This is a genomic window from Pseudomonas sp. AP42 (genome assembly GCF_001728935.1).
In the GTDB taxonomy this organism is placed as follows: domain Bacteria; phylum Pseudomonadota; class Gammaproteobacteria; order Pseudomonadales; family Pseudomonadaceae; genus Aquipseudomonas; species Aquipseudomonas lactis.
Map to the genome: position 1 here is coordinate 1 of NZ_LYSO01000093.1, position 24220 is coordinate 24220.

A 24220-nucleotide genomic window follows, 5' to 3' on the forward strand; every position below is an offset into this window, starting at 1 on the left:
GGTTACCATTAAGGCCGTGACGCTTGGCGTTGGGGCGTGCATCCAGTCATTTCAACAGCGTTTCAACGCATATATCCATAGAGCGCTGCTGCGTCTGCTGATACAACTGCAACTCATCAATCGTCCTGCGCCCCAGCGCCTGTTCGAAGGCCGCTCGGTTGGAGTTGCCTGCGTAGTGACTCTGCGCCCCATCCCCCAGGTTTGACTGGAAAATTCCCGCCGCACTGACCGGCAGAAAATCCTCGTACACCAGCGGTTCCACCGCCACATGGCCGGCGTTGACCAGCCCCTCCAATGTGCGGGGCTGGTCGGCCTGGCTGCGTGCTGCCAGGCCTTTATCGGTGACGAAGTAGCGAAAATACGCCAAGCCCTGTTCGCGCATGTGCGGGTAGTTATCGGGGAAGGCGTGAAAGTGCTGCTCCATCAAGTGCACATAGCGTTCGGCGTTGGCTTCATTGGGGAAGGTGCCGAGTTCGTCGCGGGCGGCGTTCAGCAGTTGGTCGTACAGGGCACGGCCTTTAGGCGTGAGCGCGACGCCGCGTTGTTCGATTTCGCCGAAGCGCGCGCTGTGGCTGCCGTGGGCGTCGGTGAAGGCGATGGGTTCGTCCAGGGCCTTGAAGCTGGTCTGGCGCAGCAGGATCGGGCACTGGCGCCGGGGTGGGCCTTCGATCACGGCTTTGGGGGTGATGCCTTTGCCGGGCATGGCGGCCTGCACCTGGTCGATGTCCAGGGTGCGTGGGGTGAGGTGGTTGATGTGCGGGCCCTTGAAGGCGACGACATCGGCGATCAGGCGGTGCTGGTCGCTGAGTTGCTGGTACTGGGCACCGGTGACCGTGGCAGTGTGGTGCCAGCGGAACGTCTCCAGGGCCTGGCGGATAAAAGCCTCAGCGTCGCTGGCATTCAAGCCGCCTTGGGTTTCTGCTTGTTCGATCAAGGCCAAGGCCTCGGCGGTAAAGATCGAGCGCTTGGCCAGGGCGCTTTCGGCGAAGGCGCGCAGGTCGGGGTTTTCGATCAGTTCCAGGCGCAGCAATGAGGTGAACACGCGAAACGGGCTGGTTTGCAGCGCGTGTTCATGTACGGCGCGAAAGGCGGTGGAGTGCACGGGCACGCCGGCGGGGGTGAGGTCGTAGTAGCCCACCGGTTGCATGCCCATCACCGCGAATAAACGGCTGATGGTTGCCAGTTCCGCAGCGGTGCCCAGGCGGATGGCGCCGTGGCGTTCCATGTCCAGGCGCTGGATTTCGCCGGTACGTTGCAGGTGGTGCGCCAGGGCCGGTTCGCTGTCGAGCACGCGGGCATTGGTCTCGGCCACCAATTCCAGCAGCGCGCCATACAAGGGCACTTCATCTCGATACATGTCGGACATGGCCTTGGAAAAACCCTTGCGGATCTCGTCGGGGCTGACATGGGCGGTGGCGTGCATAGAAAAATTCCTGATGACTGGAGCGATGAACGTGGCCTTTGCCTGATTTTGTTGAGCCGCCGGCTGGCTTGCAAACGAAGATTCCTCTGGACTTCATTCTGCAAATGAATGAGTTGACCCTGCGTCCAAGTCTTCATGTGCAAGCGGGCGTCATTGCGCTCTACACTGCGCCTCACTGTGTAGGTGAAGGAGGACCCGATGACGGCCAAACCCGCAACCAACCTGCTGGGCACCATTGAAGGCCAGCGCCTGGCAACGCAACACGCCGAGCGGTGGCGCGAGTGGGGCCCGTACTTGAGTGAACGCCAATGGGGCACGGTGCGCGAAGACTACAGCGCCGACGGCGACGCCTGGGCCTACTTCCCCCATGAGCACGCACGCAGCCGCGCCTATCGCTGGGGCGAGGACGGCTTGGCCGGTTTCAGTGACAAGGCCCAACGCTGGTGCCTGGGCCTGGCGCTGTGGAACGAGCGCGATGCAATCCTCAAGGAACGCCTGTTCGGCCTCAACAACGCCGAAGGCAACCACGGTGAAGACGTCAAGGAACTGTACTTTTTCGTCGATGGCGTGCCGAGCCATGCCTACATGCGCATGCTCTACAAATACCCCCATGCGGCCTTTCCGTACGCCGACCTGATCGCCGAAAACGCCCGTCGCGGGCTGACGGACGCCGAGTATGAAATCCTCGATACCGGTGCGTTTGCAGACAACCACTACTGCGACATCTGCGTCGAATACGCCAAGCATCAGCCCGACGATATCTTCATGCGCGTCACCGTGCATAACCGTTCGGACCAACCCACACGCCTGCAGGTACTGCCCCAGCTCTGGGCGCGCAATGACTGGAGCTGGACGCTCGATGCACCCAAGCCCAGCTTGACGCTGGACGGTGAGCGCGTATTGGCCCTTCATCATGAACTCGATGATCGCCACCTCAGCGCCTGGGGCCAGGAGGGGGTGCAATGGCTGTTCTGTGAAAACCAGACCAACCGACCCAAACTGGACGGGCAACCGGCGCCGGGGCCGTTCAAGGATGGGATCAACGATTACGTGGTGGGCGGGGTTGAGTCGGCCATTCGCCGGGACGCGGGCACCAAAGTGGCCGCGCATTTCACCCTTGAACTGGCGGGCCAGGAAAGCAAAACCCTTTACCTGCGCTTTGCGCCTGTGGACTCGCCCGATGTCAATGCGCGCAAGCTGTTCGAACAGCGCCGCCAGGAGGCCGATGACTTCTACGCGGTCTTGCAACAGGGCCTTACCGATGACGATGCGCGCAATGTGCAACGCCAGGCCCTGGCAGGCCTGCTGTGGTCCAAGCAGTTGTACTATTTTGACGTGAACCAGTGGCTCGACGGTGACCCGGCCCAGCCGGCGCCACCGCCCGAGCGCTTGCACATCCGCAATACCCATTGGCGGCACCTGTCCAACTTCGACATCCTCTCCATGCCCGACACTTGGGAGTACCCGTGGTACGCCTCCTGGGATCAAGGCTTCCAGGCAGTGGCCATCGCGCTGATCGATCCTGGTTACGCCAAGCAACAGCTGTTGTTGCTGGTAAAGGACCGCTTCATGCACCCCAACGGCCAATTGCCGGCCTATGAATGGCGCTTTGACGACGCCAACCCGCCCGTGCATGCCTGGGCTAGCTGGCGCGTGTATCAGCAGGACAAGGCGCTGACCGGCGTGGGTGACATGGATTTTCTGGAGCGGATCTTTCACAAGCTGTTGTTGAATTTCTCCTGGTGGGTCAACCGCAAGGACGCCGAGGGCCGCAACCTGTTCCAGGGCGGTTTCCTGGGCCTGGACAACATCGCCTTGTTCGACCGTTCGGCCACGTTGCCGCCGGGCTACCAGTTGGACCAGGCCGACGGCACCTCCTGGGTGGCGGCCTATGCCCTGGACCTGATGCGCATCGGCCTGGAACTGGCCAAGCGTAATGGGGTGTATGTGGATATTGCTGTGAAGTTTTTCGAGCATTTCCTCTACATCGCCGGCGCCATCAACCGCGTCGATGACAGCGCCGAAGGCTTGTGGGATGAGCAGGACCAGTTTTTCTACGACGTGCTGCACCGCCCTGATGGTCAGAGCGAACCGGTGCGCCTGCGCTCCATCGTCGGGTTAATGCCGCTGTTCGCGGTGCTGGTGCTGGAACAGCGCGAGCACGAAGGCCTGGAAGGCTTGCGCGAGCGCCTGCTGGGTTTTATGCATCATCGGCCAGACCTAGCCAGGCTGGTTTCGCGCTGGACCGAGCCGGGGCAGGGCAACCGCCTGTTGCTGGCGCTGCTGCGCGGTGAACGCACCAAGGATTTGCTGCGGCGCATGTTGGATGATCAGGAGTTCTTGTCGGCCTTTGGCGTGCGCGCCCTGTCCAAGGCCTTCGCTGAGCAGCCCCTGGCGCTGAAGATGAATGGCGACACCCTGTGTGCCAGTTACCAACCCGGTGAATCCGACTCACGCTTGTACGGCGGCAACTCCAATTGGCGCGGGCCGCTGTGGATGCCGGTGAACTACATGCTGATTGAATCGTTGCGCGAGTTTCATCGCTATTACGCGGAGCATTTTTCCGTTGAGTACCCGACGGGCAGTGGGTATCTGGCGTCACTGGAGGAGGTGGCTGACAGCCTCAGCGAGCGGCTGACGCGGTTGTTTCTCAGGGATGAAAACGGGGTGCGGCCGTCGATGGCGGGGTATGCGCAATTGCAGGAGGACCCGGCCAGCCGTGACCTGGTGTTGTTCCATGAGTATTTTCATGGGGAGACAGGGCGAGGGTTGGGGGCTTCACACCAGACCGGCTGGAGTGCATTGGTGGCGTTACTGTTGCAACCAAAACCTTAAGCAATCGGCAAACCAAATGTGGGAGCGGGCTTGCTCGCGAATGCGGTGGTTCAGTGCCTGATGCATTAGCTGACACTGCGCATTCGCGAGCAAGCCCGCTCCCACAGGGATTCAGGGTTGCCCGTGAATCAGGAAGGGAACAGCTCGCTCAGCTTCATCGCCAGCATCATGTCGCCTTCGGTGCGCAGCTTGCCGCCCATGAACGCTTGCATGCCGTCGGTGGAACCGTCGACGATGCCTTCCAGGGTTTCGCTGTCCATCACCAGGGTGACCTGAGCGTCAGGGTTTTCGCCTTCTTTAAGTTCGCAGGTCTGGTCCTTGACCACCAGCGAGAAATTCTTGCTGTCGTCGATACGGAAACCGAATACCAGGTCCAAGCCTACGGCAGCGCTTGGGTTGAATTTGGCTTTCATTGCTTCTACTGCTTTAGCTACGTCAGTCATGGTTTCGATCCTTAAGGGTAGAGTCCAGTGACCTTGGGGTCACGGTTGGCCGCAGTTCATCGGAAAGTGATGAGCTGCGGCGCCTTCAACAGTTGCAAGTGGGCATGACTGTTGAAGGAAGCCAGTGCCACCTCGCGACCACGGAACTTCAGGTGGTTGAGCGAGGTGTTAACAATTTGCCAGTTCATGTCGAAGGCCTGGGCGGCAGGCATTCGGGTAATCAGGTGGAGCAGGGCGGTGATGGTGCCGCCGGAGGTGAATACGGCGATTTTGTCGGTGTGGTTCGCGGCTTCAAGGATGCGCTGCAAGCCACCCTGGACCCGCTCGACAAACCCCAGCCAGCTTTCCAGCCCCGGTGGATCATAGGTGCCGGCCAGCCAGCGTTCGATGATGAGGGCGAAAATGCGCTGGAACTCGCTGCGGTTCTGCGGGCCATTGCGCAGGATATGCACGGCATCCGGTTCACTGCCGAGCAGGTCGGGCAACAGGCCGCGAATAATCGCTTCGCCGTCGAACTCGTTGAACGCGCTGTCTGTTTCCAATGCTGGCACCGGCAAGCCCAGGGCGCGGTACTGATCGAACGTGGCGCTGGCGGTGTGCTGCTGGCGACGCAGGTCGCCGGCGATGCAGCGGTCAAAGGCAATGCCCAGGTCTGCCAGGTGGCGACCGAGCACTTGCGCTTGTTCCACGCCAACGGGCGAGAGGACGTCATAGTCGTCTGCACCGAAGGAGGCCTGGCCATGTCGAATCAGATAAATGCTGCCCACGTCCGTTTTCCCGGTACGTTGAAAGTCTGGCGAGGTTATGAGGATGCCTGCGAGCTGTCAATGAAAAAACATACGCTTGTTTTAAAAGCGCGTTGGAGCCCGCCTGCTGGCGGTTTGATCACTGGCTCCTTCGCGGTGGCGTCGGTATGCTGGGGCCATCCGCGCCTGGCGCAGTGCTTTTTTTAAGGAGACATATGGATTTTCTGGCCGAATACGCGAGCTTTCTGGCGAAGACCGTCACCCTGGTGGTCGCTATTCTGGTGGTACTGATCAGCTTTGCAGCACTGCGCAGCAAAGGTCGTCGTAAATCCGCCGGCCAATTGCAGGTCAGCAAGCTGAATGATTTTTACAAGGGTTTGCGCGAGCGCCTGGAGTCGAGCCTGCTCGACAAAGACCAGCTCAAGGCCCTGCGCAAGTCCGAAAGCAAAGCCGAAAAGAAGAAAGACAAGAAGAACCCCGAGGCCAAGCCACGGGTATTCGTGCTGGATTTCGAGGGCGACATCAAGGCCTCGGCCACCGAAAGTCTGCGCCACGAAATCACCGCACTGCTGAGCCTGGCCACGCCCAAGGATGAAGTGGTGTTGCGCCTGGAAAGCGGCGGCGGCATGGTGCACAGCTATGGCCTGGCCTCTTCGCAACTGGCGCGTATCCGCCAGGCCGGCGTGCCATTGACGGTGTGCATCGACAAAGTGGCGGCCAGCGGCGGCTACATGATGGCGTGCATCGGCGAGAAGATCATCAGCGCACCGTTCGCCATTCTCGGCTCCATTGGCGTGGTGGCGCAGTTGCCCAACGTCAATCGCCTGCTGAAAAAGCACGACATCGACTTTGAAGTGCTGACTGCCGGTGAATACAAGCGCACGCTCACCGTGTTCGGCGAAAACACCGAGAAGGGTCGGGAGAAGTTCCAGGAAGACCTGGACATCACCCACCAGTTGTTCAAGAACTTCGTTTCGCGTTACCGCCCACAGTTGGCGATTGACGAGGTCGCGACCGGTGAAGTGTGGCTGGGCGTCGCCGCCCTCGACAAGCAACTGGTCGATGAGCTGCAAACCAGCGACGAATACCTGGCGACCAAGGCAAAAACTGCCGAAGTGTTCCACCTGCACTATGCCGAGCGTAAGAGCCTGCAAGAGCGCGTTGGCCTGGCGGCCAGCGGTTCGGTGGACCGGGTGCTGTTGACTTGGTGGAGCCGCTTGACCCAGCAGCGGTTCTGGTAAGCCAGTACTGAAAACCAGGTAATCCCTTGTGGGAGCGGGCTTGCTCGCGAATGCGGTATATCAGTCAATAGATTTGCTGGCTGACACTCCGCCTTCGCGAGCAAGCCCGCTCCCACATTGGTTTTCGGCCATGTCAGGTCAAACGGGGTTTAATCGAGTCCGCCAACTGCGTAAGGATCAGGCAGCACGACACCGCCCCCGCATCCAGCACCCCCAGCGAACGCTCACCCAAACGACTGGCCCGGCCAATCTTGGCCACCAGGTCCTTCGTCGAATCCCGCCCCTGAGAAGCAGCGCTTTTCATCGCTTCGAGCGCATCGTTGAACGACGCTCCCGACGCCTGCGCCCGTTCAAAAGCCTCCACCGCCGGGATCAACGTATCCATCAAGCACTTGTCGCCCACGCCCGCTTCGGTGATGTCCTGCAACGAGGTCAAGCCGCCGCGCAGCAGGTGAGCAAAGGTGGCGGCGTCGATGTCTTCACGGCCGCGCACTTCGTCGGCCATGCCGATAAACAGGCTGCCATACAACGGCCCCATGGAGCCGCCGATGCCTTCCATCAGGCTCAGGGTCAGTTCGTCCAGGGCTTCGGCCAGGGTCAGTTGGCGGCCTTGGATCGTGCGGCCGCAATGGGCAAAGCCCTTGGCCATGTTGATGCCATGGTCGCCGTCGCCTATGGCGCCGTCGACTTCGCTGAGGTACTCACGGTTGGCCACGATCACGCTGACCAGGTCGGCGACAATGGCGCTACCGTCATGGGTGGAAAAATGCTGGCTCATGGTTCACTCCGCCTGGGTCATGCCGATGGAGCGGCAGGGTTGGTCGATCAGGGTTTTCAGCTCGTCGTCGAGGCCGAGCAGGGTCAAGGTCACGCCCATCATTTCCAGGGACGTGAAGTAGTTGCCCACGTAGCAACGGTGAATCTTCAAGCCTTTGGCCTTGAGCTGTTTTTCCACCTCGGCGTAGAAAATATACAACTCCATCACCGGCGTGGCGCCAAGGCCAGAAACCAACACCACCACGCTGTCGTCCTGGCTGAAATCGCGGTCAGCGAGGATCGGCGCCAGCATGCGCTCGGCCATGGCGGCGGCCGGTTCAATCGGGACGACTTCAATGCCCGGTTCGCCATGATGGCCGATACCCAGTTCCATCTGGCCGTCGGGAATCTGGAAGTTGGGCTTGCCCACCGCGGCGATGGTGCACGGTGTAAGGCCGATACCAATCGAGCGGCAGTGGTCGACGGTTTTCTGTGCCACCCGAATCACGCCGTCCAGGTCGTAATGCTGGGCAGCGGCGGCACCGCCGATCTTCCACATGAAGATCTCCCCGGCCACGCCGCGACGCTTGGCGATGTCGGCCTTGGGCGCGGACGCCACGTCGTCGTTGGCGACCACCGTACGGATGCGCATGTCTTTGCTGGCGGCCATTTTCATCGCCAGCTTCACGTTCATGTTGTCGCCCGCGTAGTTGCCATACAGGCAGGCAACGCCTGCACCATGGTCGGCAGCGCGGAAGGCGTCGAAAAAGCTTTTGGCGGTGGGCGAGGAAAAAATCTCGCCGACGGCCACCGCATCCACCAGGCCTGGGCCTACATAACCGAGAAACGCCGGCTCATGCCCGGAGCCGCCGCCGGTGACAATGCCGACGCGGCCTTGGGCGGATGGCCTGGCCTTGACGATGACCCGTGGGTTGGTTTCGTACTGACGCAGTTCAGGGTGCGCGACCAGGATGCCGCGCAGCATGTCTTCGACCACTTGGTCGGGATCGTTGATGACTCGATTCATAACGCGGGTTCCTGTGTTCTTGTTCTAAGGGGCGGCACTATTCCCCTGTGGGAGCTGGCTTGCCTGCGATGGCGGTGTGTCAGTTGGCGCATTTTTATCTGGTGCACCGTCATCGCAGGCAAGCCAGCTCCCACAGGGTTGTGTGTTGTCGCTGCAATCAGGGTTCGAGCACAACCTTCAGCGATTTATCGCCGCGCTCCATCACCGCAAACGCTTCCTTGAAATCCGCCAGCGCAAACTTGTGGGTCACCACATCGCGCATGTCGATTTTGCGGTTGCCGATAAAGTCGATGGCCCTGGGGTACATATACGGCCCCAGGTGCGAGCCGAGAATATCCAGCTCCTTGCGGTCGCCGATGATCGACCAATCCACCGTAGCCTCGTCATTGAACACGCTGAACTCCACAAAGCGCCCCAGCTTGCGCAGCATCGCCAGGCCCTGGTTCACCGCCTTGTGGTGCCCGGTCGCTTCGATATAGATGTCGCAGCCGTAGCCATCGGTGATCTCGCGGATCTTCGCCAACACATCGACTTCGGCCGGGTTCCACACTTCGTCGGCGCCCATCCGCAGGGCGAGGGCGGCGCGTTCGGGTTTCATGTCCAGCACGATGAGCTTTTTGGGGTTGCGCAACCGCACCGCACCGATGATGCCTAGGCCCAGGGTGCCGGCGCCGGCAACCACCACGATGTCGTCATGGTCGACGTTGGCGCGCTCCGCTGCGTGCAGCGAGCAGGCCAAGGGTTCGATCAGGATCGCTTCATCGGGGGCGATGGATTCCGGCACTTTGTGGATGATGCCTTCCTTGGTGAAGATCATGTATTGGGCCATGGCGCCCTGCACATTGTTCTGGAAGCCATACAGGTCGTGCTTCTGGCACATCCAGTACTGGCCGTGGTTACAGAAGCGGCAGCCCCAGCACGGCACGATCTGCTCGGAGATCACCCGGTCACCCACGGCCACGCCACGCTTCTCGGCGCCTGGGCCAAGGGCGACCACGCGGCACACGAACTCATGGCCGGGGATCATCGGTGGTTTCACGTAGCGCGGTTGCTCGGCATCGCCCCAGAACGACGGCGCGCCGCGATAGGTCTTGATATCGCCCATGCAAATGCCGCACAGCTCGACCTTGGTGAGGATCTCGTCGGGGCCGGGGGTGGGCACGTCGACGGTTTCCAGGCGGTAGTCTTCCGGGCCGTGGCAGACCACGGCCTGCATGGTTTTCGGGATGCTTGGGGCGAGTTGTTCAGGTGTGCGTTCGGTGACGGTGGACATGACAAAACCTCATGACATAACGATGAATTACTGAATGCTGTAGCCGCCGTCGATCACCATGTTGGCACCGGTGATCATCTGCGCGGCATCGCTGAGCAGGTACAGCGCCAGCCCGGCGATTTCTTCCGGCTGGGCAAAGCGCCCCGCCGGGATCTGCAATTTGGCCCGTTCACCCACCTCGCCGGCCCAGGCTTTTTTGCCCAGGGCGGTTTCGACGATGGTGGGGGAGATGGCGTTAACGTTCACCTGCGGCGCCCACTCCATGGCCAACACTTTGGTCATGCCGACGATCGCGGCTTTGCTGGCGCAGTAGGCGACGTGACGGTCCAGGCCAATCACGGCGGCCTGGGACGCCAGGTTGACGATGCGCCCGCTGCCTTGGGCGAGCATATGTCTGGCACAGGCCTGGGCCACGAAGAAACTGGCCTTGAGGTTGATGTCCAGGGTGGTGTCCCAGGCGCTTTCGCTGACCTCGATGGCCTTGTCCAGCAGCACTACACCGGCACTGTTGATCAGGTAATCCAGGCGTTGGAAATTCGCGAATACACGGTCGATGGTGGGTTGTATCTGGCCGACCTGGCCGAGGTCGACGGCAATGCCCAGGTGCCCGGCACCCAGGCTAGCGGCCACCTCGACCACGGCCGGATCGCGGTCCAGCAGCGCCACTCGGGCGCCGCGTTCCGCCAGCAAGGTGGCGCAGGCCAGGCCGATGCCGGCGGCGCCACCGGTGATCACCGCGCAACGGCCGCTGAGGTCGAAGGCTTGGTTCCAGAAACCAGACATGAATGACTCCATTTCGAAAATGGTGAAAATCCACTGTGGGAGCGGGCTTGCTCGCGAATGCGGTGGATCAGTTGACGAATGTGCTGCCTGGCACACCGCATTCGCGAGCAAGCCCGCTCCCACATGTGTGATGCATCAATAGGTCGAAACCGTTACTTACCGCCGCTGACTTGCTTGTACAGCGCATCCGCATTGGCATTGGTCACCGGCACCCAGGGCAGGATGTAGTTCTTGGCCGTGCCGTCGGCCCATTTCACATCCTTGGCATAGCGCTCCCAAATCACCGATTGCGGCTTGTAGTCCTTGCCGGCCAGGGCGCGCAGTGCCACGTCCAGCGCGCCTTGGGACTGGGCCTGGGCGTCCTGCAGGAAGGTGGTGACTTCGTCCTTTTTCGCCGCCTGGATCGCATCCGGCATGCCGTCGATGGAGGTGACGGGCACGTCCTTGGACGTAAGGCCATGGGACTTGAGGGCCTGTACGGCGCCCAGGGCCATGTCGTCGTTCTGAGCGATCACACCGTTGATGCCTTTGGGGTGGGCGTTGAGCCAGTCTTCGGTGAGGGTCATGGCCTGGGCGCGGTCCCAGTTGGCGGTTTTCTTTTCGATGATCTTGATGTCCGGGTGTTTGCCCAGCACTTCCAGCTCGCCTTTTTCCCGGTCGATCTGGGCTGACTGGCCAATCGGGCCCTGGATGATCACCACGTTGCCCTTGCCATTGAGTTTGTCGACCATGGCCTGGGCCTGCAGGCGGCCACCTTCCACGTCGTCGTTACCCACATACGGCACGCTGGCATCGGCTACTTTCGTATTGGAGGCGATGACCACCACGTCGTTGTTCATGGCGGCCTTGACGGTGCCGACGCCGGCCTTGGTATCAATCGGCACGAAGAGAATCGCGTCGTAGCGTTGGGTCACCATGTTTTCGATCTGGTTGTTCTGGGTCAGGGCGTCGTAGTTGCCGTCGAACACGGTCAATTGCACGGTGCCATCCTTGACCGCCGGGTGTTCCTTGAGCTCGCGGACCCAGTTCTGCATGAACTGGCCCTTGAGGCCGTAGACGGCCGCGCCGATCTTGTAGGTCTTGCCATCGGCGGCCAGGGCGATACTGCTGGCGAGCAGGGAGAGGGCCGCCGCGGCGGCCAGGGTGGTACCCAGTTTCATAAGTAGAACTCCGGTTATTGTTATGGGTCGTTCTTCAGCGTTTCTTCTTGCGCCACACGTCGATCAGGACTGCGAACACGATGATCAGGCCCTTGGCGACCTGCTGGTAATAGGAGGACACGCCGAGCAGGTTCAGGCCGTTGTTGATCACGCCGATCAGCAGTGCCCCGAACAAGGTGCCGACAATGCTGCCGGTACCGCCCGACAGGCTGGTGCCGCCGATCACCACTGCGGCAATCGCGTCCAGCTCATAGGACACCCCGGCCTGGGGCAGGGCTGAGGTGGTGCGTGCCGACAGCACCACGCCGGCCAACCCGGCGAGCAGGCCCGAGACCACGTACACCGAGAACATCACTTTGCGCACGCCAATGCCGGAGGTGCGCGCGCTTTTTTCATTGCCGCCCACCGCGTACACATAACGGCCATAGGTTGTGTAGCGCAGCACCATCCAGAAAATCAGCGCGACCACGGCGAAGATGATGATCGGCACGCCCACCGGGCCGACCTTGCCGATGCCCAGGGCCAGGTAGGTGTCGGGCAGGTCGGTGATCGGGCTGCCGTCGTTGAGGATAAAGGTCATGCCCCGGGCGATGCTGAGCATGCCGAGGGTGGCCACAAACGGCGGGATCGACAGGTTGGCGATCATAAAACCATTGACTACGCCGAGCATCGCGCCGGCAAACATCCCCGCGCTGACCGCCGCCAACAGGCCGTAACCCTGGGTGGCGACCATGGCGCTGCACAAGCCGGCGAACGCCAGGATCGACCCCACCGACAGGTCGATGCCCTTGGTCAGGATCACGTAGGTCATGCCCACGGCGAGAATGCCGTTGATGGAGGTCTGGCGCAGGATGTCCATCCAGTTGCGCCAGGTCATGAAGTATTCACTGGAAAACGCCATCACCACGCACAGCAGGATAAACACCAGCGGCAGGCCGAAGCGGTCGAGGGACAGGCGCAGGCGATTGCGCGGCGCGGCGGTAACGGGGGCGACGATGGTTTTGGCATTCATGAGGCAAGACTCAACAAGGCTTCCTGGGAAAGGGCGGTGTCGGTGCTGACGGTGACCAGCCGGCCGCCTTTGAAGACGGCGATGCGATCGCTCAAGTGCAGCAGCTCCGGGGCTTCCGACGACACCACGATGGCTGCGCCGCCGGCGCGCACGAACTGGTCGAGCAGGTGGTAGATCTCCTGTTTGGCGCCTTCGTCGATGCCGCGGGTGGGTTCATCGCAGAGCAGGCACACCGGCTCGGTGGACAGGCATTTGGCGAGCACCACCTTTTGCTGGTTGCCGCCGCTCATGGACGCCACCGGCAGCTCCAGGGAGCTGGTCTTGATCTGCAGGCGCTTGACCATGTCTTCGGCCAGTTGCGCTTCCTTGCGTGCGTTGATCAGCGACCAACTCGACAGGCGCTTATAGGCCGACAGTGCAATGTTGGACAGGATGCTGCCGGTCAGCACCAGGCCGCTGTCCTTGCGGTCTTCGGTGACCAGCGACATGCCGGCGTCGATGGTTGCCTTGGGCTGGCCGATGGGCATGGGTTTGCCTTGCAAGGTAACGCTGCCGGAATCCGCCACGGTCAGGCCGTAGATGCAATTGAGGAATTCACTGCGCCCGGAACCCATCAGCCCATAAATGCCGAGGATCTCGCCACGGCGCAGTTGCAGGCTGATGTCGTGGAACTCGCCGTTGCGGCTCAGGTTATCGACTTGCAGGCAGGTGCTGGCCGCACATTCGCGGCCGACCTTGTGGTCGATGCGCGTCAGTTCCTGGCCGACAATGCCGCGCACCAGGTGGTCGCGGTCGATATCGGCCATGCGCCCGCTTTCCACAAAGGCGCCATCACGGAAGATGCTGTAGTCATCGGCGATCTGCGCCAGTTCGCTCAGTCGATGGGACACGTACACGATGCCGGCACCGCGTGCAGTAAGGCGGCGAATGGCCTTGAACAGGGTTTCGGCCTCGCGCTCGCCGATGGCCGAGGTGGGCTCGTCCATGATCATTACCTGGCAGTCATGGCTGAACGCCTTGGCGATTTCCACCAGTTGCATCTGCGCCACGCTCAGACGGTGCATGGGGCTTGTGGCGTCGACGTCGAACTCCAGGTTTTCCAGTAGTTCACGGGTGCGGCGGTTCAGGGCCTTGCTGTCGACGATGCAACCGGCACGGCGTGGTTCGCGGCCCAGCCAGATGTTTTCGGCGACGCTCATGTAGGGGATGGGTTCGAGCTCCTGGGTGATCATCGCGATCCCCGCGGCCAAGGCTTCACTTGGCCGATTGAACTGCACCGGTGCGCCGTTGAGCAGAATGCTGCCGGCGTCACGCTGGGTGATGCCCATCAGGATGCTCAGGAAGGTCGACTTGCCGGCGCCATTGCCGCCGCACAGGGCGTGGACGCTACCGGCGCGCAGAGCAAGGCGCCCGTCACGCAGGGCGGGCACCCCGGCATAAGCCTTGGCGACATGTTCAGCCTGGAGCAGTAATGGCGTGGCCATCGGCGTGTCCTCGTGCTGTGAATTCTTATTAGGTCGCACAGTCATGTTTCGCTGTGATCATATGTGTATCAAATGAAATTCTGATCAGTCAATCTCTTTCACTTAAAAGGTGTGATTCTCATCTGCGAGCCGTTGATTGCCGTTATATAGGGCTTTGACTGGCGGGTCAGCTAAATCTCGCTTGACATGAAGGGGTGAATGCTTGCGAAATGCGTGAGAGTTATTTCACTAATTGATCATTTGATCAGTGGAGCCAGGCGCTATGAACACACCTTTCCCGGTGGCTATCGGATGTGATGAAGCGGGTTTTGAGCTCAAAGAGCTGTTGAAGCGCCATATCGAGGGGTTGGGATACCCGGTGACCGACTTCGGTACGCATTCAACGGCGCCGGTGCTGTACCCGGATATCGCCCTGGCCGTGGCCACGGCCATCAATGCCGGGCAACAGCGCCTCGGTGTGCTGGTGTGCGGCACCGGGATTGGCATGGCCATCTCGGCCAACAAGGTGCTGGGCATTCGTGCGGCCCAGGCCCATGACACCTATTCGGCGGAGCGCGCGCGCAAGAGCAACGATGCGCAAATCCTCTCCATCGGCGCGCGGGTCATCGGTGCGGAGTTGGCCAAAAGCATCGTCAGTGCGTTTTTGGCCTCGGAGTTCGAAGCGGCGCGGTCCGGGGCCAAGGTCGAGCGCATCAATGCGATTGAGCGTGATGGGCATCAGTAGTGGACGGCGCGGGGCAAGAGTCGGGAGAATGCGCCTTTGACGCCGAAACGGAAGCCCGTCCCCATGAGTGACAGTACCCAGCGCATGGCCAGTGATATCGATCAGATGACCGAAGTGGCGATGCTCTATTACCTTGAGAACGTCACTCAGGAGGCCATCGCCAAGCGCTTTGACCTGTCGCGGGCCAAGGTCAGCCGCCTGCTCAAGCGTGCGCGCGATGAAGGGATTGTCGAGGTGCGCGTGTTGCAGCATCCGGCGATGAACAACGAGCTGGAGCGGGCGTTGGTAGAGCGCTTCAAGCTCGAGCGCGCCTTGATCGCCGTCGACCACAGCGACCCCGACACCCAACGCTCGGCGGTCGCCAGCCTGGTGGCCAACTACCTCAACAAGACCCTGGGCGACGGCATGATCGTGGCCGTGGGCATGGGCCGTAACGTCGGCGCGGTGGCCGACAACGTGTTTCTGCCGGTGACCCGCAACTGCACCTTCGTGTGCGCCATCGGCGGTTCGCTCAAGGCTGGCGAATACATGAACCCTGACCACATCTGCCGTCGCCTGGCCCTGCGCTTTGGTGGCGAGAGTGAAAGCCTCTACGCCCCGGCGCTGGTGGCCAACCCGGAGCTGCGTGGGGTGCTGATCAACAACGATACGGTGCGTTCGACCCTTGACCGCGCCCGCCGTGCCGATATTGCCCTGATCGGCATCGGCGACATGAGCGAGAACAGCAACATGGTGCGCATGGGCTGGTTCTCGCCCCAGGAAATCGCCCAGGCGCGCCTGTCTGGCACCGTGGGCGACATGATGGGCTATGACTTTATCGACATTCACGGCCAGCCGGCGGTCAACGCCATTCAAGGGCGCGTGATTGGGTTGACGGTGCAGGAGCTGTTTCGCATCCCGGATGTGGTGGCGATTGCCAGTGAGAACACCAAGGCGGCGGCGACTTTGGGGGCGTTGCGCTCGGGAGTGATCAATACGCTGGCGACCACCGTCACCAATGCCCACACCATCCTGGCGCTGGATGATGCCACTCGTAAATCCTGACTCAACAGAGATCAGAATGTGGGAGGGGGTTGTGTGGGAGCGGGCTTGCTCGCGAAAGCGGAGTGTCAGTCACTGAATCTTTGACTGGGCCACCGCATTCGCGAGCAAGCCCGCTCCCACACAAGCCCGCCCCACAGGAGTTTTATCTCAGCCTGAAATACAGGTTTTGTAATAGTTTTGCGCTGTGGGAAATTTGTATTTCGAATGTAGGATTCAAGTCCTTTTGTCATCTCAGGACTTGCATGAACACCCTCTCGGAGCCTCCCAGTCGTCTTTCCCCAAGACCACCGCTGTCGCTGTTCCCGCTCAAACACCCCGTATTCCGTCAACTAACCTTGTCCCGGTCTTCTGACCGCACTTTGCCGTGCCCGGCGTTCTGAACCCTTTAAAGACAGAGAATTTATAAATGGAATGGTTAGCGGATCCCACGGCCTGGCTTGGCCTTGCGACCTTGATTGTGCTGGAACTGGTGCTGGGTATCGACAACCTGGTGTTTATCGCGATCCTGGCGGACAAGTTGCCACCGGAGCAGCGTGACCGTGCGCGGTTGATCGGCTTGTCCCTGGCGTTGTTGATGCGCCTGGGCCTGTTGGCGAGTATTTCCTGGTTGGTGACCCTGACCCAGCCGCTGTTCGAGGTGTTCGACAAGAGCTTCTCGGGCCGTGACCTGATCATGCTGTTCGGCGGTATATTCCTGCTGTTCAAGGCCACCATGGAATTGCATGAGCGCCTTGAAGGCCATGTGGCGCAGCACAAGGGCAACGTCGCTTACGCAATGTTCTGGCCGATCGTCGCGCAGATCGTGGTGCTGGATGCGGTGTTCTCCCTCGACGCGGTGATTACCGCCGTGGGCATGGTCGACGAGCTGGCGGTGATGATGATCGCCGTGATCGTGTCCATCGGCCTGATGATCGTGGCGAGCAAGCCGCTGACCCGTTTCGTCAATGCGCACCCGACCGTGATCATGCTGTGCCTGGGCTTCTTGATGATGATCGGCTTTGCCCTGACCGCCGAAGGCCTGGGTTTCCATATTCCCAAGGGCTACCTGTACGCGGCCATTGGTTTCTCGATTCTGATCGAGGTGTTCAACCAGATCGCCCGCGCCCGTCGCAAAAAATCGGCCCAGGGTGTGTTGCCAGTGCGTGAGCGTACCGCCCACGCGGTGATGCGCTTGTTGGGTGGCCGCAGCCTGGCGGTGGAAGAGGTGGGTGAAGACGTAGCCGACCTGTTGGGCGAGCCGGATGCTGCCCAGGGTCCGCTGTTTGACCGACGTGAGCGGGTGATGATCAGCGGCGTGCTGCAACTGGCCGAGCGGCCTATTCGCACCTTGATGACGCCAAGGGCCAAGGTTGACTGCATCGACCTGGCGGACGACCCCGAGGCGACCCGTTTGAAGCTGATGCACTCGTCCTACTCGCGCTTGCCGTTGATCCGTAACGGTGCAGTGGATGAACCCCTGGGCTTCGTGCACAAGAAAGAATTGCTCAAGGAATACCTGGCCGGCAATGAGCCGAACCTGGAGCACCTGGCGCGTCGGGCGATCAACCTGCTGGAGAGTTTTTCGATCCTCAATGCCCTGGAGCAAATGCGCCAGGAGTCCACCCACATCGCCTTCGTGATCAACGAATTCGGCGACTTCATGGGCGTGTTGAGCATGACGGATATCCTGGAGTCCATCGCCGGTGAATTGCCCGATGCCAGCGAAATCGAAGGGCCGGACATTGTCGAAGAGGGCGCGGGCTTTCGTGCCAATGGGGCCTTGAACCTTAATCAGGTGAGTCGACGCACCGGCTTCAAGGCCGTGGCGACGGACGATTATCAGACCCTGGCCGGGCTGGTGATGAGTCTATTGGATCGTTTGCCGGTTGTGGGCGATAGCCTGGAGCACGAGGGGTGGCGCTTGACGGTGGCAGCGGTGGAAGAGCGGAGGGTGACGCAGGTCTGTTTGTCGCCGCTAACGGCGCCTTGATCTGAAGGCGAGCGAACCGCTTGAACGCCTCTTCAAGCGCTTGCTCGCCGAGTCCGGGAACGGCTTCTTTCAATTGTTGATCCTTATAGATCAGCAACATTGGAATACGGTCCACGCGTGGATGACGCGGGGTTTCGACACAGTCGAGGATCATCACCTTGACCTGGCCCTCGTAGCGCTGGCTTATCCGCATGAAACGTGGCATTGCGTCAGTGCATGCCGCGCAATCATGGGAAATGAACACAACGAATACCGGTTGCTCCGTATCGAGTTCGCGGTCAAATTCGGCTTTATTTGCGATGACCGCATTGACGTAGTTCATCGGGCGTCTCCTTGTCACTCCTTGGCTCACGCTAAGTTGGAAAATCGTCCCGGTCTACTGTCAACCTTCACAGGTCCTTCTTCGTGCGCTAGGCACCTTTAGCATCATTCAGGTGCGCCCAGTAACACCGTTGTGGGGCGCTGCGTAGCAAAGCCATCCACTGACGGCGCAATGCCGTTTACCGCTTCAATCCCTATCACGCTGATCCATAAAGCATTTTTTACTCCCATAGGTTTCCTCTGACGCCTGTGGCACACTTTCTGCTGTCTATTCCGTTGTTACATACTAGGTTCCGGTATAGCGGAATAAACAATCCCTGGAGTGCTTGTCATGCATCACCGACCTTCCGTATTCAAAGCGTGTGTTTTTCTTGTCGCCGCATCGGCTTCCCTCGCCAGCGTGGTGCAGGCGGCGGACAGCAAGCTTGATGATGTGCTCAAGCGCGGGCACTTGATCGTAGGTACAGGCAGTACCAATGCGCCGTGGCACTTCCAGGGAGCGGATGGCAAGTTGCAGGGATTTGATATCGACATCGGCCGCATCGTGGCCAAAGGCTTATTCAATGACCCGAGCAAGGTGGAGTTTGTGGTGCAGTCGTCTGATGCACGTATTCCCAACCTGCTCACCGACAAGGTCGACATGAGCTGCCAGTTCATCACCGTTACCGCCAGCCGTGCGCAGCAAGTGGCCTTTACCCTGCCGTACTACCGCGAAGGCGTCGGCCTGCTGCTGCCCAACAACAGCAAGTACAAGGAAATCGAAGATCTCCAAGCCGCAGGCGATGACGTTACCGTGGCCGTGCTGCAGAACGTGTATGCCGAAGAGCTGGTGCATCAGGCACTGCCCAAGGCCAAGGTCGATCAGTACGACAGCGTTGACCTGATGTACCAGGCCGTGAACTCAGGCCGCGCCGATGCCGCCGCCACCGACCAATCCTCGGTCAAGTACCTGATGGTGCAGAACCCCGGTCGTTATCGCAGCCCCACTTATGCCTGGAGCCCGCAAACCTACGCCTGCGCGGTCAAGCGCGGCGACCAGGACTGGCTGAACTTCGTCAATACCGCGCTGCACGAAGCCATGACCGGTGTGGAATTTCCCACCTACAAAGCCTCGTTCAAGCAGTGGTTCGGCGTGGACCTGCCAGAACCGGCGATTGGTTTTCCCGTGGAATTCAAGTGACCCGCAACAGCAGGGGCGTGCCTGAACGCGCCCCATACAGGTACTGCTGACCATGAACTATCAGTTGAACTTTGCCGCCGTCTGGCGTGATTTCGACACCTTGCTGGCGGGGCTCGGCCTGGGCCTGCAGTTGGCGTTGCTGTCGATCGCCATCGGCTGCGTGATCGGCCTGTTGATGGCGTTTGCCATGCTCTCCAGGCACCGCGCGTTGCGTATTTTTGCCTCGGTGTATGTGACGGTGGTGCGCAATACCCCGATCCTGGTGTTGATCCTGTTGATCTACTTTGCCTTGCCCTCCCTGGGTATTCGCCTGGATAAGATCCCCTCGTTCATCATCACCCTGTCGCTGTATGCCGGTGCCTACCTCACCGAAGTGTTCCGCGCAGGCCTGGTGAATATTCCCAAGGGCTTGCGTGAAGCCGGCCTGGCCATCGGGCTGGGCGAGTGGCGGATCCGCGCTTACATCACCGTGCCGGTGATGCTGCGCAACGTGTTGCCGGCACTCTCGAATAACTTCATCTCGCTGTTCAAAGACACCTCCCTGGCCGCTGCGATCGCGGTGCCGGAGCTGACCTATTACGCCCGCAAGATCAACGTCGAAAGCTACCGGGTGATTGAAACCTGGCTGGTCACGACCGCGCTCTACGTGGCTGCCTGTTACCTGATTGCCATGCTGCTCCGTTACCTGGAACAGCGTTTGGCTATCCGTCGCTGAGGAAGGGTCCCCATGTACGAATCCCCCAGTTGGCTGCATGAATTGTGGATCGCCCGCGAGACCCTTTGGGCCGGCTTTCAGGCCAGTTTGGCGGTCTCGGCGCTGGCGATTATCTTTGGCACCCTGATCGGCATCGTCGCCGGCTTGATCCTCACCTACGGCAAATTCTGGATGCGCGCGCCGTTCCGTCTGTACGTCGATTTGATCCGTGGCACGCCGGTGTTTGTGCTGGTGTTGGCGTGTTTCTACATGCTGCCGGCCCTTGGCTGGCAAATCAGTGCGTTTCAGGCCGGTGCGGTTGGGCTGACCTTATTCTGTGGCTCCCATGTATCGGAAATCGTGCGTGGTGCGCTGCAAGCCATTCCCCGTGGGCAGTTGGAAGCGGGCAAGGCCATTGGGCTGACGTTTTATCAGTCCCTGGGCTACGTACTGTTGCCCCAGGCGCTGCGGCAGATCTTGCCGACCTGGGTCAATTCCTCCACGGAAATCGTCAAGGCTTCCACCTTGCTGTCGGTGATTGGCGTAGCCGAATTGCTGCTCAGTACCCAGCAGGTGATTGCGCGCACCTTCATGACCCTGGAGTTCTACCTGTTCGCCGGGTTTCTGTTCTTTGTCATCAACTACGCCATCGAATTATTCGGGCGCTACATTGAAAAGCGGGTGGCCTTGCCATGAACCAAGCTCAAACCAACCCAGCGCTGCTGGACATACGTGGCCTGCGTAAACAATACGGCCAGGTGGAAGTGCTCAAGGGCGTCGACCTGTCCATGCAGCGCGGCAATGTGGTGACGTTGATCGGCTCCAGCGGCTCGGGCAAGACCACTTTGCTGCGCTGTGTGAACCTGCTGGAAGAGTTCCAGGGCGGGCAGATCACCCTGGACGGCGAGTCCATCGGCTACAGCGATGTCGGCGGCAAGCGCGTACGCCACCCGGAGCGGGTGATTGCCCAGCACCGCGCAATGACCGGCATGGCGTTCCAGCAATTCAACCTGTTCCCGCACCTGACCGCGCTGCAAAACGTTACCCTCGGCTTGCTCAAGGTCAAGAAGATGAGCAAGGATGAAGCGGTAGCCCTGGCCGAAAAATGGTTGGACCGTGTCGGCCTGCTGGAACGCCGCAATCACTTTCCCGGCCAATTGTCCGGTGGTCAGCAGCAACGCGTGGCCATTGCCCGGGCCATTGCCATGAACCCCAGCCTGATGCTGTTCGATGAAGTCACCTCGGCCCTCGACCCCGAGTTGGTGGGCGAAGTGCTCAGCGTGATCAAGGGGCTGGCGGAAGAGGGCATGACCATGTTGTTGGTCACCCACGAAATGCGCTTTGCCTATGAGGTCTCGGACCAGATCGTGTTCATGAACCAGGGCCGCATTGAAGAGCAGGGCAGCGCGAAGGATATCTTCGAACGGCCGCAGTCGCCGCGACTGGCGGAATTTCTCAAGAACATTCGTTTTTAACAAGGAGCAACTTTATGAGCATTACTCGTTACGGCACCGGCAGCACCGCAGGTGGCGGCCAGCCACGTCCGTTCGCCCGCGCCGTGGAAGCCGATGGCTGGCTGTATGTGTCGGGGCAGGTGCCTGCGGTGGACGGTGAAATCATCAATGGCGGCATCATTGAGCAAACCCGCCAGACGATGCGCAACGTGGTGGCGATCCTCGAAGAAGCCGGCTACGAGCTCAAGGACGTGGTGCGGGTGGGCGTATGGCTTGAAGACCCGCGGGACTTCTGGAGTTTCAACAAGGTGTTCGGTGAATACTTCACCCCGGAACACGCCCCGGCGCGCGCCTGCGTGCAGGCCAACATGATGGTCGATTGCAAGGTCGAGATCGATTGCGTGGCCTACAAGAAAAAGGGCTGAATACCCACTTTAAACCCACGACAAATCAATTGTGGGAGGGGGCTTGCCCCCGATAGCGGTGTGTCAGTCAAAAATGTATTCACTGACACTCCCTCATCGGGGGCAAGCCCCCTCCCACAGGGGAATTGTGTCGTACCCAACAACTTGACGGGGCCAGAACCGCCATGACCGAAGACACCATCAAACGCCGCGCCAAAGGCCTGGACCGTGCGTTCGATATCCTCGATTTTCTCAAGGAAATCGGCCAGCCCCTGCGCCCGAATGATATTGCCAGTGGCATTGGCAGCCCCAAATCCACGGTCTATGAACTGGTCGCCTCGTTGCTGGAACGGCGCATCCTGGAGACTGTGGGCAAGGACGGCCACGTGTACCTGGGTCGGCAGCTGTATTTCCTCGGCCAGGCACACCTGCGCCACTTCGACCTGACCCGCGAGGCCGACCACGCCTTGCAGGAGATTGTCAGCCAGACCCACGAAACCGCGCAGATGTGCCTGCTCAACGGGCGCAAATACACGGTGGCGCTGATGCGCGAAGGCCAGCGGCATTTCCGTATATCTTCGGATATCGGTGAAAACGCGCCCATCCCGTGGACGGCCTCGGGGCGCTTGTTGCTAGGGCATTTGAGCGACCAGCAGATCGTCGACCTGATCGACCCCGACGATTTCATCCTGCCGGATGGCCTGCGCCTGCCGCTGGACACTTTCCTGGCGCAGATCCGCCAGGCCAGCCTGGATGGGTTCTTCTCCTTCGACAGTGTGGCCGACACCTTCACCCATTGCTTTGCCGCCCCGGTGCGCGATGCCCAGGGCATCAGCATCGCGACCCTGTGCATCGTCGCCCCCCGGGCCGATGCCAGCAAAAACTACCACGACTATCGCCGGGTACTGATTGACAGCGCCAACAGCCTGGCCCGGCGCATCAACGAATAGGAGTTTTCCATGTCTGCCCTCAATGCCGTTGAAAAAGGTGCCGCCGCCGTCGGTGCTCATTTGGTTCGCGATGTCAGCCTGCCGGCCCTGGTGCTGCACCGTGATGCCCTGGAACATAACATCCGCTGGATGCAGGACTTTGTCCGCAGCAGCGGCGCCGAGCTGGCGCCCCACGGCAAGACCAGCATGATGCCCGCGCTGTTCGAGCGCCAGATCGCTGCCGGTGCCTGGGGCATCACCCTGGCTACCGCCGTGCAGACCCGTGCAGCCTACGCCAGCGGCGTGCGTCGTGTGCTGATGGCCAACCAACTGGTGGGCGCGCCGAACATGGCCTTGATCGCCGACCTGCTGGCCGATAAGGATTTTGACTTCCATTGCATGGTCGACCATCCGGACAACGTCGCCGACCTGGGCCTGTTCTTCGCCGCCCGTGGCCAGCGCCTTAACGTGATGATCGAGTACGGCGTGGTTGGCGGCCGCTGCGGTTGTCGCAGCGAGCAAGAAGTGCGTGAGCTGGCCAAGGCGATCCAGGCCCAGCCGGCATTGGCCCTCACCGGTATCGAGGGTTACGAAGGCGTGATCCACGGCGAGCATGCCATCAGTGGCATTCGCAACTTTGCCGCCAGCCTGGTGAGCCTGGCGGTCGAGCTGCAAGACAGCGGCCTGTTCGACCTGCCCAAGCCGATCATCACCGCATCGGGCTCGGCCTGGTACGACCTGATCGCCGAGTCGTTCGAGACGCAGAACGCCGCCGGCCGCTTCCTCAGCGTGTTACGCCCTGGCAGTTACGTGGCCCACGACCATGGCATCTACAAAGAAGCGCAGTGCTGCGTACTCGAACGCCGCAGCGACCTCAACGAGGGCCTGCGCCCGGCTATGGAAGTCTGGGCACACGTGCAGTCGCTGCCGGAGCCTGGTATTGCGGTGGTTGCCCTGGGCAAGCGCGACGTGGCCTACGACGCCGGTTTGCCGGTTCCGCTCAAGCGCTACAGGGCCGGGATCGTGCCTGCGCAAGGGGATGATGTGAGCGGGTGCAAGGTCACGGCGGTGATGGACCAGCATGCGTTCATGACCGTGGCGCCGGGAGTGGAATTGCGCATTGGCGACATTATTTCGTTTGGTACGTCCCACCCTTGCCTGACCTTTGACAAGTGGCAGGTGGGGTGCCTGGTGGATGAGCAGTTGCAGGTGGTTGAGTCTCTGCGTACCTGCTTCTAGACCGCGTCGCGTCCTTCGCGAGCAAGCCCGCTCCCACATTCAACTGCATTCCTTCAGTTGAGATACGGTCAACTGTGGG

At 60.8% G+C, this 24220-nt stretch carries 23 protein-coding genes and 1 pseudogene; 13 read left to right on the top strand and 11 right to left on the bottom strand.

What is annotated here, in order from left to right:
* Positions 1 to 46: 46 nt before the first annotated feature.
* On the bottom strand, positions 47 to 1423 hold the full coding sequence (locus tag A7K61_RS23710; protein WP_044274332.1) for a VOC family protein: 1377 nt from the start codon (positions 1421 to 1423) through the stop codon (positions 47 to 49).
* 198 nt (positions 1424 to 1621) lie between these two features.
* Between A7K61_RS23710 and A7K61_RS23715 the strand changes: the two genes are divergently transcribed.
* Positions 1622 to 4258 carry a glucosidase gene (locus A7K61_RS23715; RefSeq protein ID WP_069558486.1) on the top strand — a complete coding sequence of 879 codons (2637 nt, stop codon included), beginning with the start codon at positions 1622 to 1624 and terminating at the stop codon, positions 4256 to 4258.
* A gap of 128 nt (positions 4259 to 4386) precedes the next feature.
* Here the strand turns inward: A7K61_RS23715 and A7K61_RS23720 are convergent, their stop codons facing one another.
* Positions 4387 to 4701 carry an SCP2 sterol-binding domain-containing protein gene (locus A7K61_RS23720; protein WP_047711067.1) on the bottom strand — a complete coding sequence of 105 codons (315 nt, stop codon included), beginning with the start codon at positions 4699 to 4701 and terminating at the stop codon, positions 4387 to 4389.
* Between the two features lie 56 nt (positions 4702 to 4757).
* Positions 4758 to 5468, bottom strand: a complete 711-nt coding sequence (locus A7K61_RS23725) for a histidine phosphatase family protein (RefSeq protein WP_047711066.1) — start codon at positions 5466 to 5468, stop codon at positions 4758 to 4760.
* On the opposite strand from A7K61_RS23725, the gene A7K61_RS32775 reads away from it, so the two are divergent.
* The gene (locus A7K61_RS32775; protein ID WP_138183563.1) at positions 5442 to 5654 is read left to right on the top strand and encodes a hypothetical protein; all 213 of its coding nucleotides are present in this window, start codon (positions 5442 to 5444) and stop codon (positions 5652 to 5654) included. The two genes, A7K61_RS23725 and A7K61_RS32775, sit on opposite strands and share 27 nt — an antisense overlap.
* Positions 5655 to 5662: 8 nt before the next feature.
* Positions 5663 to 6688: a protease SohB gene (gene sohB / locus A7K61_RS23730; protein ID WP_069558487.1), complete on the top strand. Its 1026-nt coding sequence runs from the start codon at positions 5663 to 5665 to the stop codon at positions 6686 to 6688.
* Positions 6689 to 6821: 133 nt separating this feature from the next.
* Here the strand turns inward: sohB and dhaL are convergent, their stop codons facing one another.
* From dhaL to A7K61_RS23765, 7 genes are all read right to left on the bottom strand, one after another.
* Positions 6822 to 7466, bottom strand: a complete 645-nt coding sequence (gene dhaL, locus A7K61_RS23735) for a dihydroxyacetone kinase subunit DhaL (protein WP_044274324.1) — start codon at positions 7464 to 7466, stop codon at positions 6822 to 6824.
* Positions 7467 to 7469: 3 nt separating this feature from the next.
* Positions 7470 to 8471 (bottom strand): dihydroxyacetone kinase subunit DhaK, encoded by a 1002-nt coding sequence (locus A7K61_RS23740; RefSeq protein WP_069558488.1) that lies wholly within the window; start codon positions 8469 to 8471, stop codon positions 7470 to 7472.
* 157 nt (positions 8472 to 8628) lie between these two features.
* Positions 8629 to 9744: a zinc-binding dehydrogenase gene (locus A7K61_RS23745; protein WP_032876099.1), complete on the bottom strand. Its 1116-nt coding sequence runs from the start codon at positions 9742 to 9744 to the stop codon at positions 8629 to 8631.
* Between the two features lie 27 nt (positions 9745 to 9771).
* Positions 9772 to 10527, bottom strand: a complete 756-nt coding sequence (locus A7K61_RS23750) for an SDR family oxidoreductase (RefSeq protein ID WP_047711062.1) — start codon at positions 10525 to 10527, stop codon at positions 9772 to 9774.
* A 152-nt stretch (positions 10528 to 10679) separates the two neighbouring features.
* The gene (locus tag A7K61_RS23755) at positions 10680 to 11687 is read right to left on the bottom strand and encodes a substrate-binding domain-containing protein (RefSeq protein WP_047711061.1); all 1008 of its coding nucleotides are present in this window, start codon (positions 11685 to 11687) and stop codon (positions 10680 to 10682) included.
* Positions 11688 to 11721: 34 nt separating this feature from the next.
* Entirely contained in the window at positions 11722 to 12699 is a 978-nt protein-coding gene (locus A7K61_RS23760) for an ABC transporter permease (protein ID WP_003191840.1), read from the bottom strand.
* Complete coding sequence (locus A7K61_RS23765) at positions 12696 to 14183, bottom strand: sugar ABC transporter ATP-binding protein (RefSeq protein ID WP_069558489.1); 1488 nt, start codon at positions 14181 to 14183, stop codon at positions 12696 to 12698. The genes A7K61_RS23760 and A7K61_RS23765 overlap by 4 nt, the downstream gene beginning before the upstream one ends.
* A gap of 262 nt (positions 14184 to 14445) precedes the next feature.
* Between A7K61_RS23765 and rpiB the strand changes: the two genes are divergently transcribed.
* The 3 genes from rpiB (at position 14446) to A7K61_RS23780 (ending at position 17920) form a co-directional block, all read left to right on the top strand.
* A complete protein-coding gene (gene rpiB / locus A7K61_RS23770) occupies positions 14446 to 14907 on the top strand; it encodes a ribose 5-phosphate isomerase B (protein WP_032896873.1) in 462 nt (153 codons plus the stop codon).
* Between the two features lie 63 nt (positions 14908 to 14970).
* Entirely contained in the window at positions 14971 to 15951 is a 981-nt protein-coding gene (locus A7K61_RS23775) for a sugar-binding transcriptional regulator (RefSeq protein WP_069558490.1), read from the top strand.
* 406 nt (positions 15952 to 16357) lie between these two features.
* The gene (locus tag A7K61_RS23780) at positions 16358 to 17920 is read left to right on the top strand and encodes a TerC family protein (protein ID WP_069558491.1); all 1563 of its coding nucleotides are present in this window, start codon (positions 16358 to 16360) and stop codon (positions 17918 to 17920) included.
* A gap of 43 nt (positions 17921 to 17963) precedes the next feature.
* Here the strand turns inward: A7K61_RS23780 and A7K61_RS31670 are convergent.
* A pseudogene (locus A7K61_RS31670) lies at positions 17964 to 18242 on the bottom strand (thioredoxin family protein); the annotation flags it as partial.
* A gap of 330 nt (positions 18243 to 18572) precedes the next feature.
* Between A7K61_RS31670 and A7K61_RS23785 the strand changes: the two are divergent.
* The 7 genes from A7K61_RS23785 to A7K61_RS23815 all read left to right on the top strand — a co-directional run bounded on the left by A7K61_RS23785 (position 18573) and on the right by A7K61_RS23815 (position 24141).
* Entirely contained in the window at positions 18573 to 19421 is an 849-nt protein-coding gene (locus A7K61_RS23785; RefSeq protein ID WP_034125742.1) for a transporter substrate-binding domain-containing protein, read from the top strand.
* A gap of 52 nt (positions 19422 to 19473) precedes the next feature.
* Positions 19474 to 20136: an amino acid ABC transporter permease gene (locus A7K61_RS23790; protein WP_003191828.1), complete on the top strand. Its 663-nt coding sequence runs from the start codon at positions 19474 to 19476 to the stop codon at positions 20134 to 20136.
* Positions 20137 to 20148: 12 nt separating this feature from the next.
* The gene (locus tag A7K61_RS23795) at positions 20149 to 20811 is read left to right on the top strand and encodes an amino acid ABC transporter permease (RefSeq protein ID WP_069558492.1); all 663 of its coding nucleotides are present in this window, start codon (positions 20149 to 20151) and stop codon (positions 20809 to 20811) included.
* Complete coding sequence (locus A7K61_RS23800; RefSeq protein WP_044274305.1) at positions 20808 to 21590, top strand: amino acid ABC transporter ATP-binding protein; 783 nt, start codon at positions 20808 to 20810, stop codon at positions 21588 to 21590. Before A7K61_RS23795 ends, A7K61_RS23800 begins: the two co-directional genes overlap by 4 nt.
* Before the next feature lie 14 nt (positions 21591 to 21604).
* Positions 21605 to 21994, top strand: a complete 390-nt coding sequence (locus tag A7K61_RS23805) for a RidA family protein (RefSeq protein ID WP_032896881.1) — start codon at positions 21605 to 21607, stop codon at positions 21992 to 21994.
* Positions 21995 to 22158: 164 nt separating this feature from the next.
* Complete coding sequence (locus A7K61_RS23810) at positions 22159 to 22923, top strand: IclR family transcriptional regulator (RefSeq protein WP_003191821.1); 765 nt, start codon at positions 22159 to 22161, stop codon at positions 22921 to 22923.
* Positions 22924 to 22932: 9 nt separating this feature from the next.
* Positions 22933 to 24141: an amino acid deaminase gene (locus A7K61_RS23815; protein ID WP_069558493.1), complete on the top strand. Its 1209-nt coding sequence runs from the start codon at positions 22933 to 22935 to the stop codon at positions 24139 to 24141.
* Positions 24142 to 24220: the final 79 nt, after the last annotated feature.

What these genes read in the sequence shown, in the direction of transcription:
- A7K61_RS23710 (WP_044274332.1), bottom strand. Translation starts at nt 1,423, where the DNA reads ATGCACGCCACCGCCCATGTCAGCCCCGACGAGATCCGCAAGGGTTTT.
- A7K61_RS23715 (WP_069558486.1), top strand. Translation starts at nt 1,622, where the DNA reads ATGACGGCCAAACCCGCAACCAACCTGCTGGGCACCATTGAAGGCCAG.
- A7K61_RS23720 (WP_047711067.1), bottom strand. Translation starts at nt 4,701, where the DNA reads ATGACTGACGTAGCTAAAGCAGTAGAAGCAATGAAAGCCAAATTCAAC.
- A7K61_RS32775 (WP_138183563.1), top strand. Translation starts at nt 5,442, where the DNA reads ATGTCGAATCAGATAAATGCTGCCCACGTCCGTTTTCCCGGTACGTTG.
- sohB (WP_069558487.1), top strand. Translation starts at nt 5,663, where the DNA reads ATGGATTTTCTGGCCGAATACGCGAGCTTTCTGGCGAAGACCGTCACC.
- dhaL (WP_044274324.1), bottom strand. Translation starts at nt 7,466, where the DNA reads ATGAGCCAGCATTTTTCCACCCATGACGGTAGCGCCATTGTCGCCGAC.
- A7K61_RS23740 (WP_069558488.1), bottom strand. Translation starts at nt 8,471, where the DNA reads ATGAATCGAGTCATCAACGATCCCGACCAAGTGGTCGAAGACATGCTG.
- A7K61_RS23745 (WP_032876099.1), bottom strand. Translation starts at nt 9,744, where the DNA reads ATGTCCACCGTCACCGAACGCACACCTGAACAACTCGCCCCAAGCATC.
- A7K61_RS23750 (WP_047711062.1), bottom strand. Translation starts at nt 10,527, where the DNA reads ATGTCTGGTTTCTGGAACCAAGCCTTCGACCTCAGCGGCCGTTGCGCG.
- A7K61_RS23755 (WP_047711061.1), bottom strand. Translation starts at nt 11,687, where the DNA reads ATGAAACTGGGTACCACCCTGGCCGCCGCGGCGGCCCTCTCCCTGCTC.
- A7K61_RS23760 (WP_003191840.1), bottom strand. Translation starts at nt 12,699, where the DNA reads ATGAATGCCAAAACCATCGTCGCCCCCGTTACCGCCGCGCCGCGCAAT.
- A7K61_RS23765 (WP_069558489.1), bottom strand. Translation starts at nt 14,183, where the DNA reads ATGGCCACGCCATTACTGCTCCAGGCTGAACATGTCGCCAAGGCTTAT.
- rpiB (WP_032896873.1), top strand. Translation starts at nt 14,446, where the DNA reads ATGAACACACCTTTCCCGGTGGCTATCGGATGTGATGAAGCGGGTTTT.
- A7K61_RS23775 (WP_069558490.1), top strand. Translation starts at nt 14,971, where the DNA reads ATGAGTGACAGTACCCAGCGCATGGCCAGTGATATCGATCAGATGACC.
- A7K61_RS23780 (WP_069558491.1), top strand. Translation starts at nt 16,358, where the DNA reads ATGGAATGGTTAGCGGATCCCACGGCCTGGCTTGGCCTTGCGACCTTG.
- A7K61_RS23785 (WP_034125742.1), top strand. Translation starts at nt 18,573, where the DNA reads ATGCATCACCGACCTTCCGTATTCAAAGCGTGTGTTTTTCTTGTCGCC.
- A7K61_RS23790 (WP_003191828.1), top strand. Translation starts at nt 19,474, where the DNA reads ATGAACTATCAGTTGAACTTTGCCGCCGTCTGGCGTGATTTCGACACC.
- A7K61_RS23795 (WP_069558492.1), top strand. Translation starts at nt 20,149, where the DNA reads ATGTACGAATCCCCCAGTTGGCTGCATGAATTGTGGATCGCCCGCGAG.
- A7K61_RS23800 (WP_044274305.1), top strand. Translation starts at nt 20,808, where the DNA reads ATGAACCAAGCTCAAACCAACCCAGCGCTGCTGGACATACGTGGCCTG.
- A7K61_RS23805 (WP_032896881.1), top strand. Translation starts at nt 21,605, where the DNA reads ATGAGCATTACTCGTTACGGCACCGGCAGCACCGCAGGTGGCGGCCAG.
- A7K61_RS23810 (WP_003191821.1), top strand. Translation starts at nt 22,159, where the DNA reads ATGACCGAAGACACCATCAAACGCCGCGCCAAAGGCCTGGACCGTGCG.
- A7K61_RS23815 (WP_069558493.1), top strand. Translation starts at nt 22,933, where the DNA reads ATGTCTGCCCTCAATGCCGTTGAAAAAGGTGCCGCCGCCGTCGGTGCT.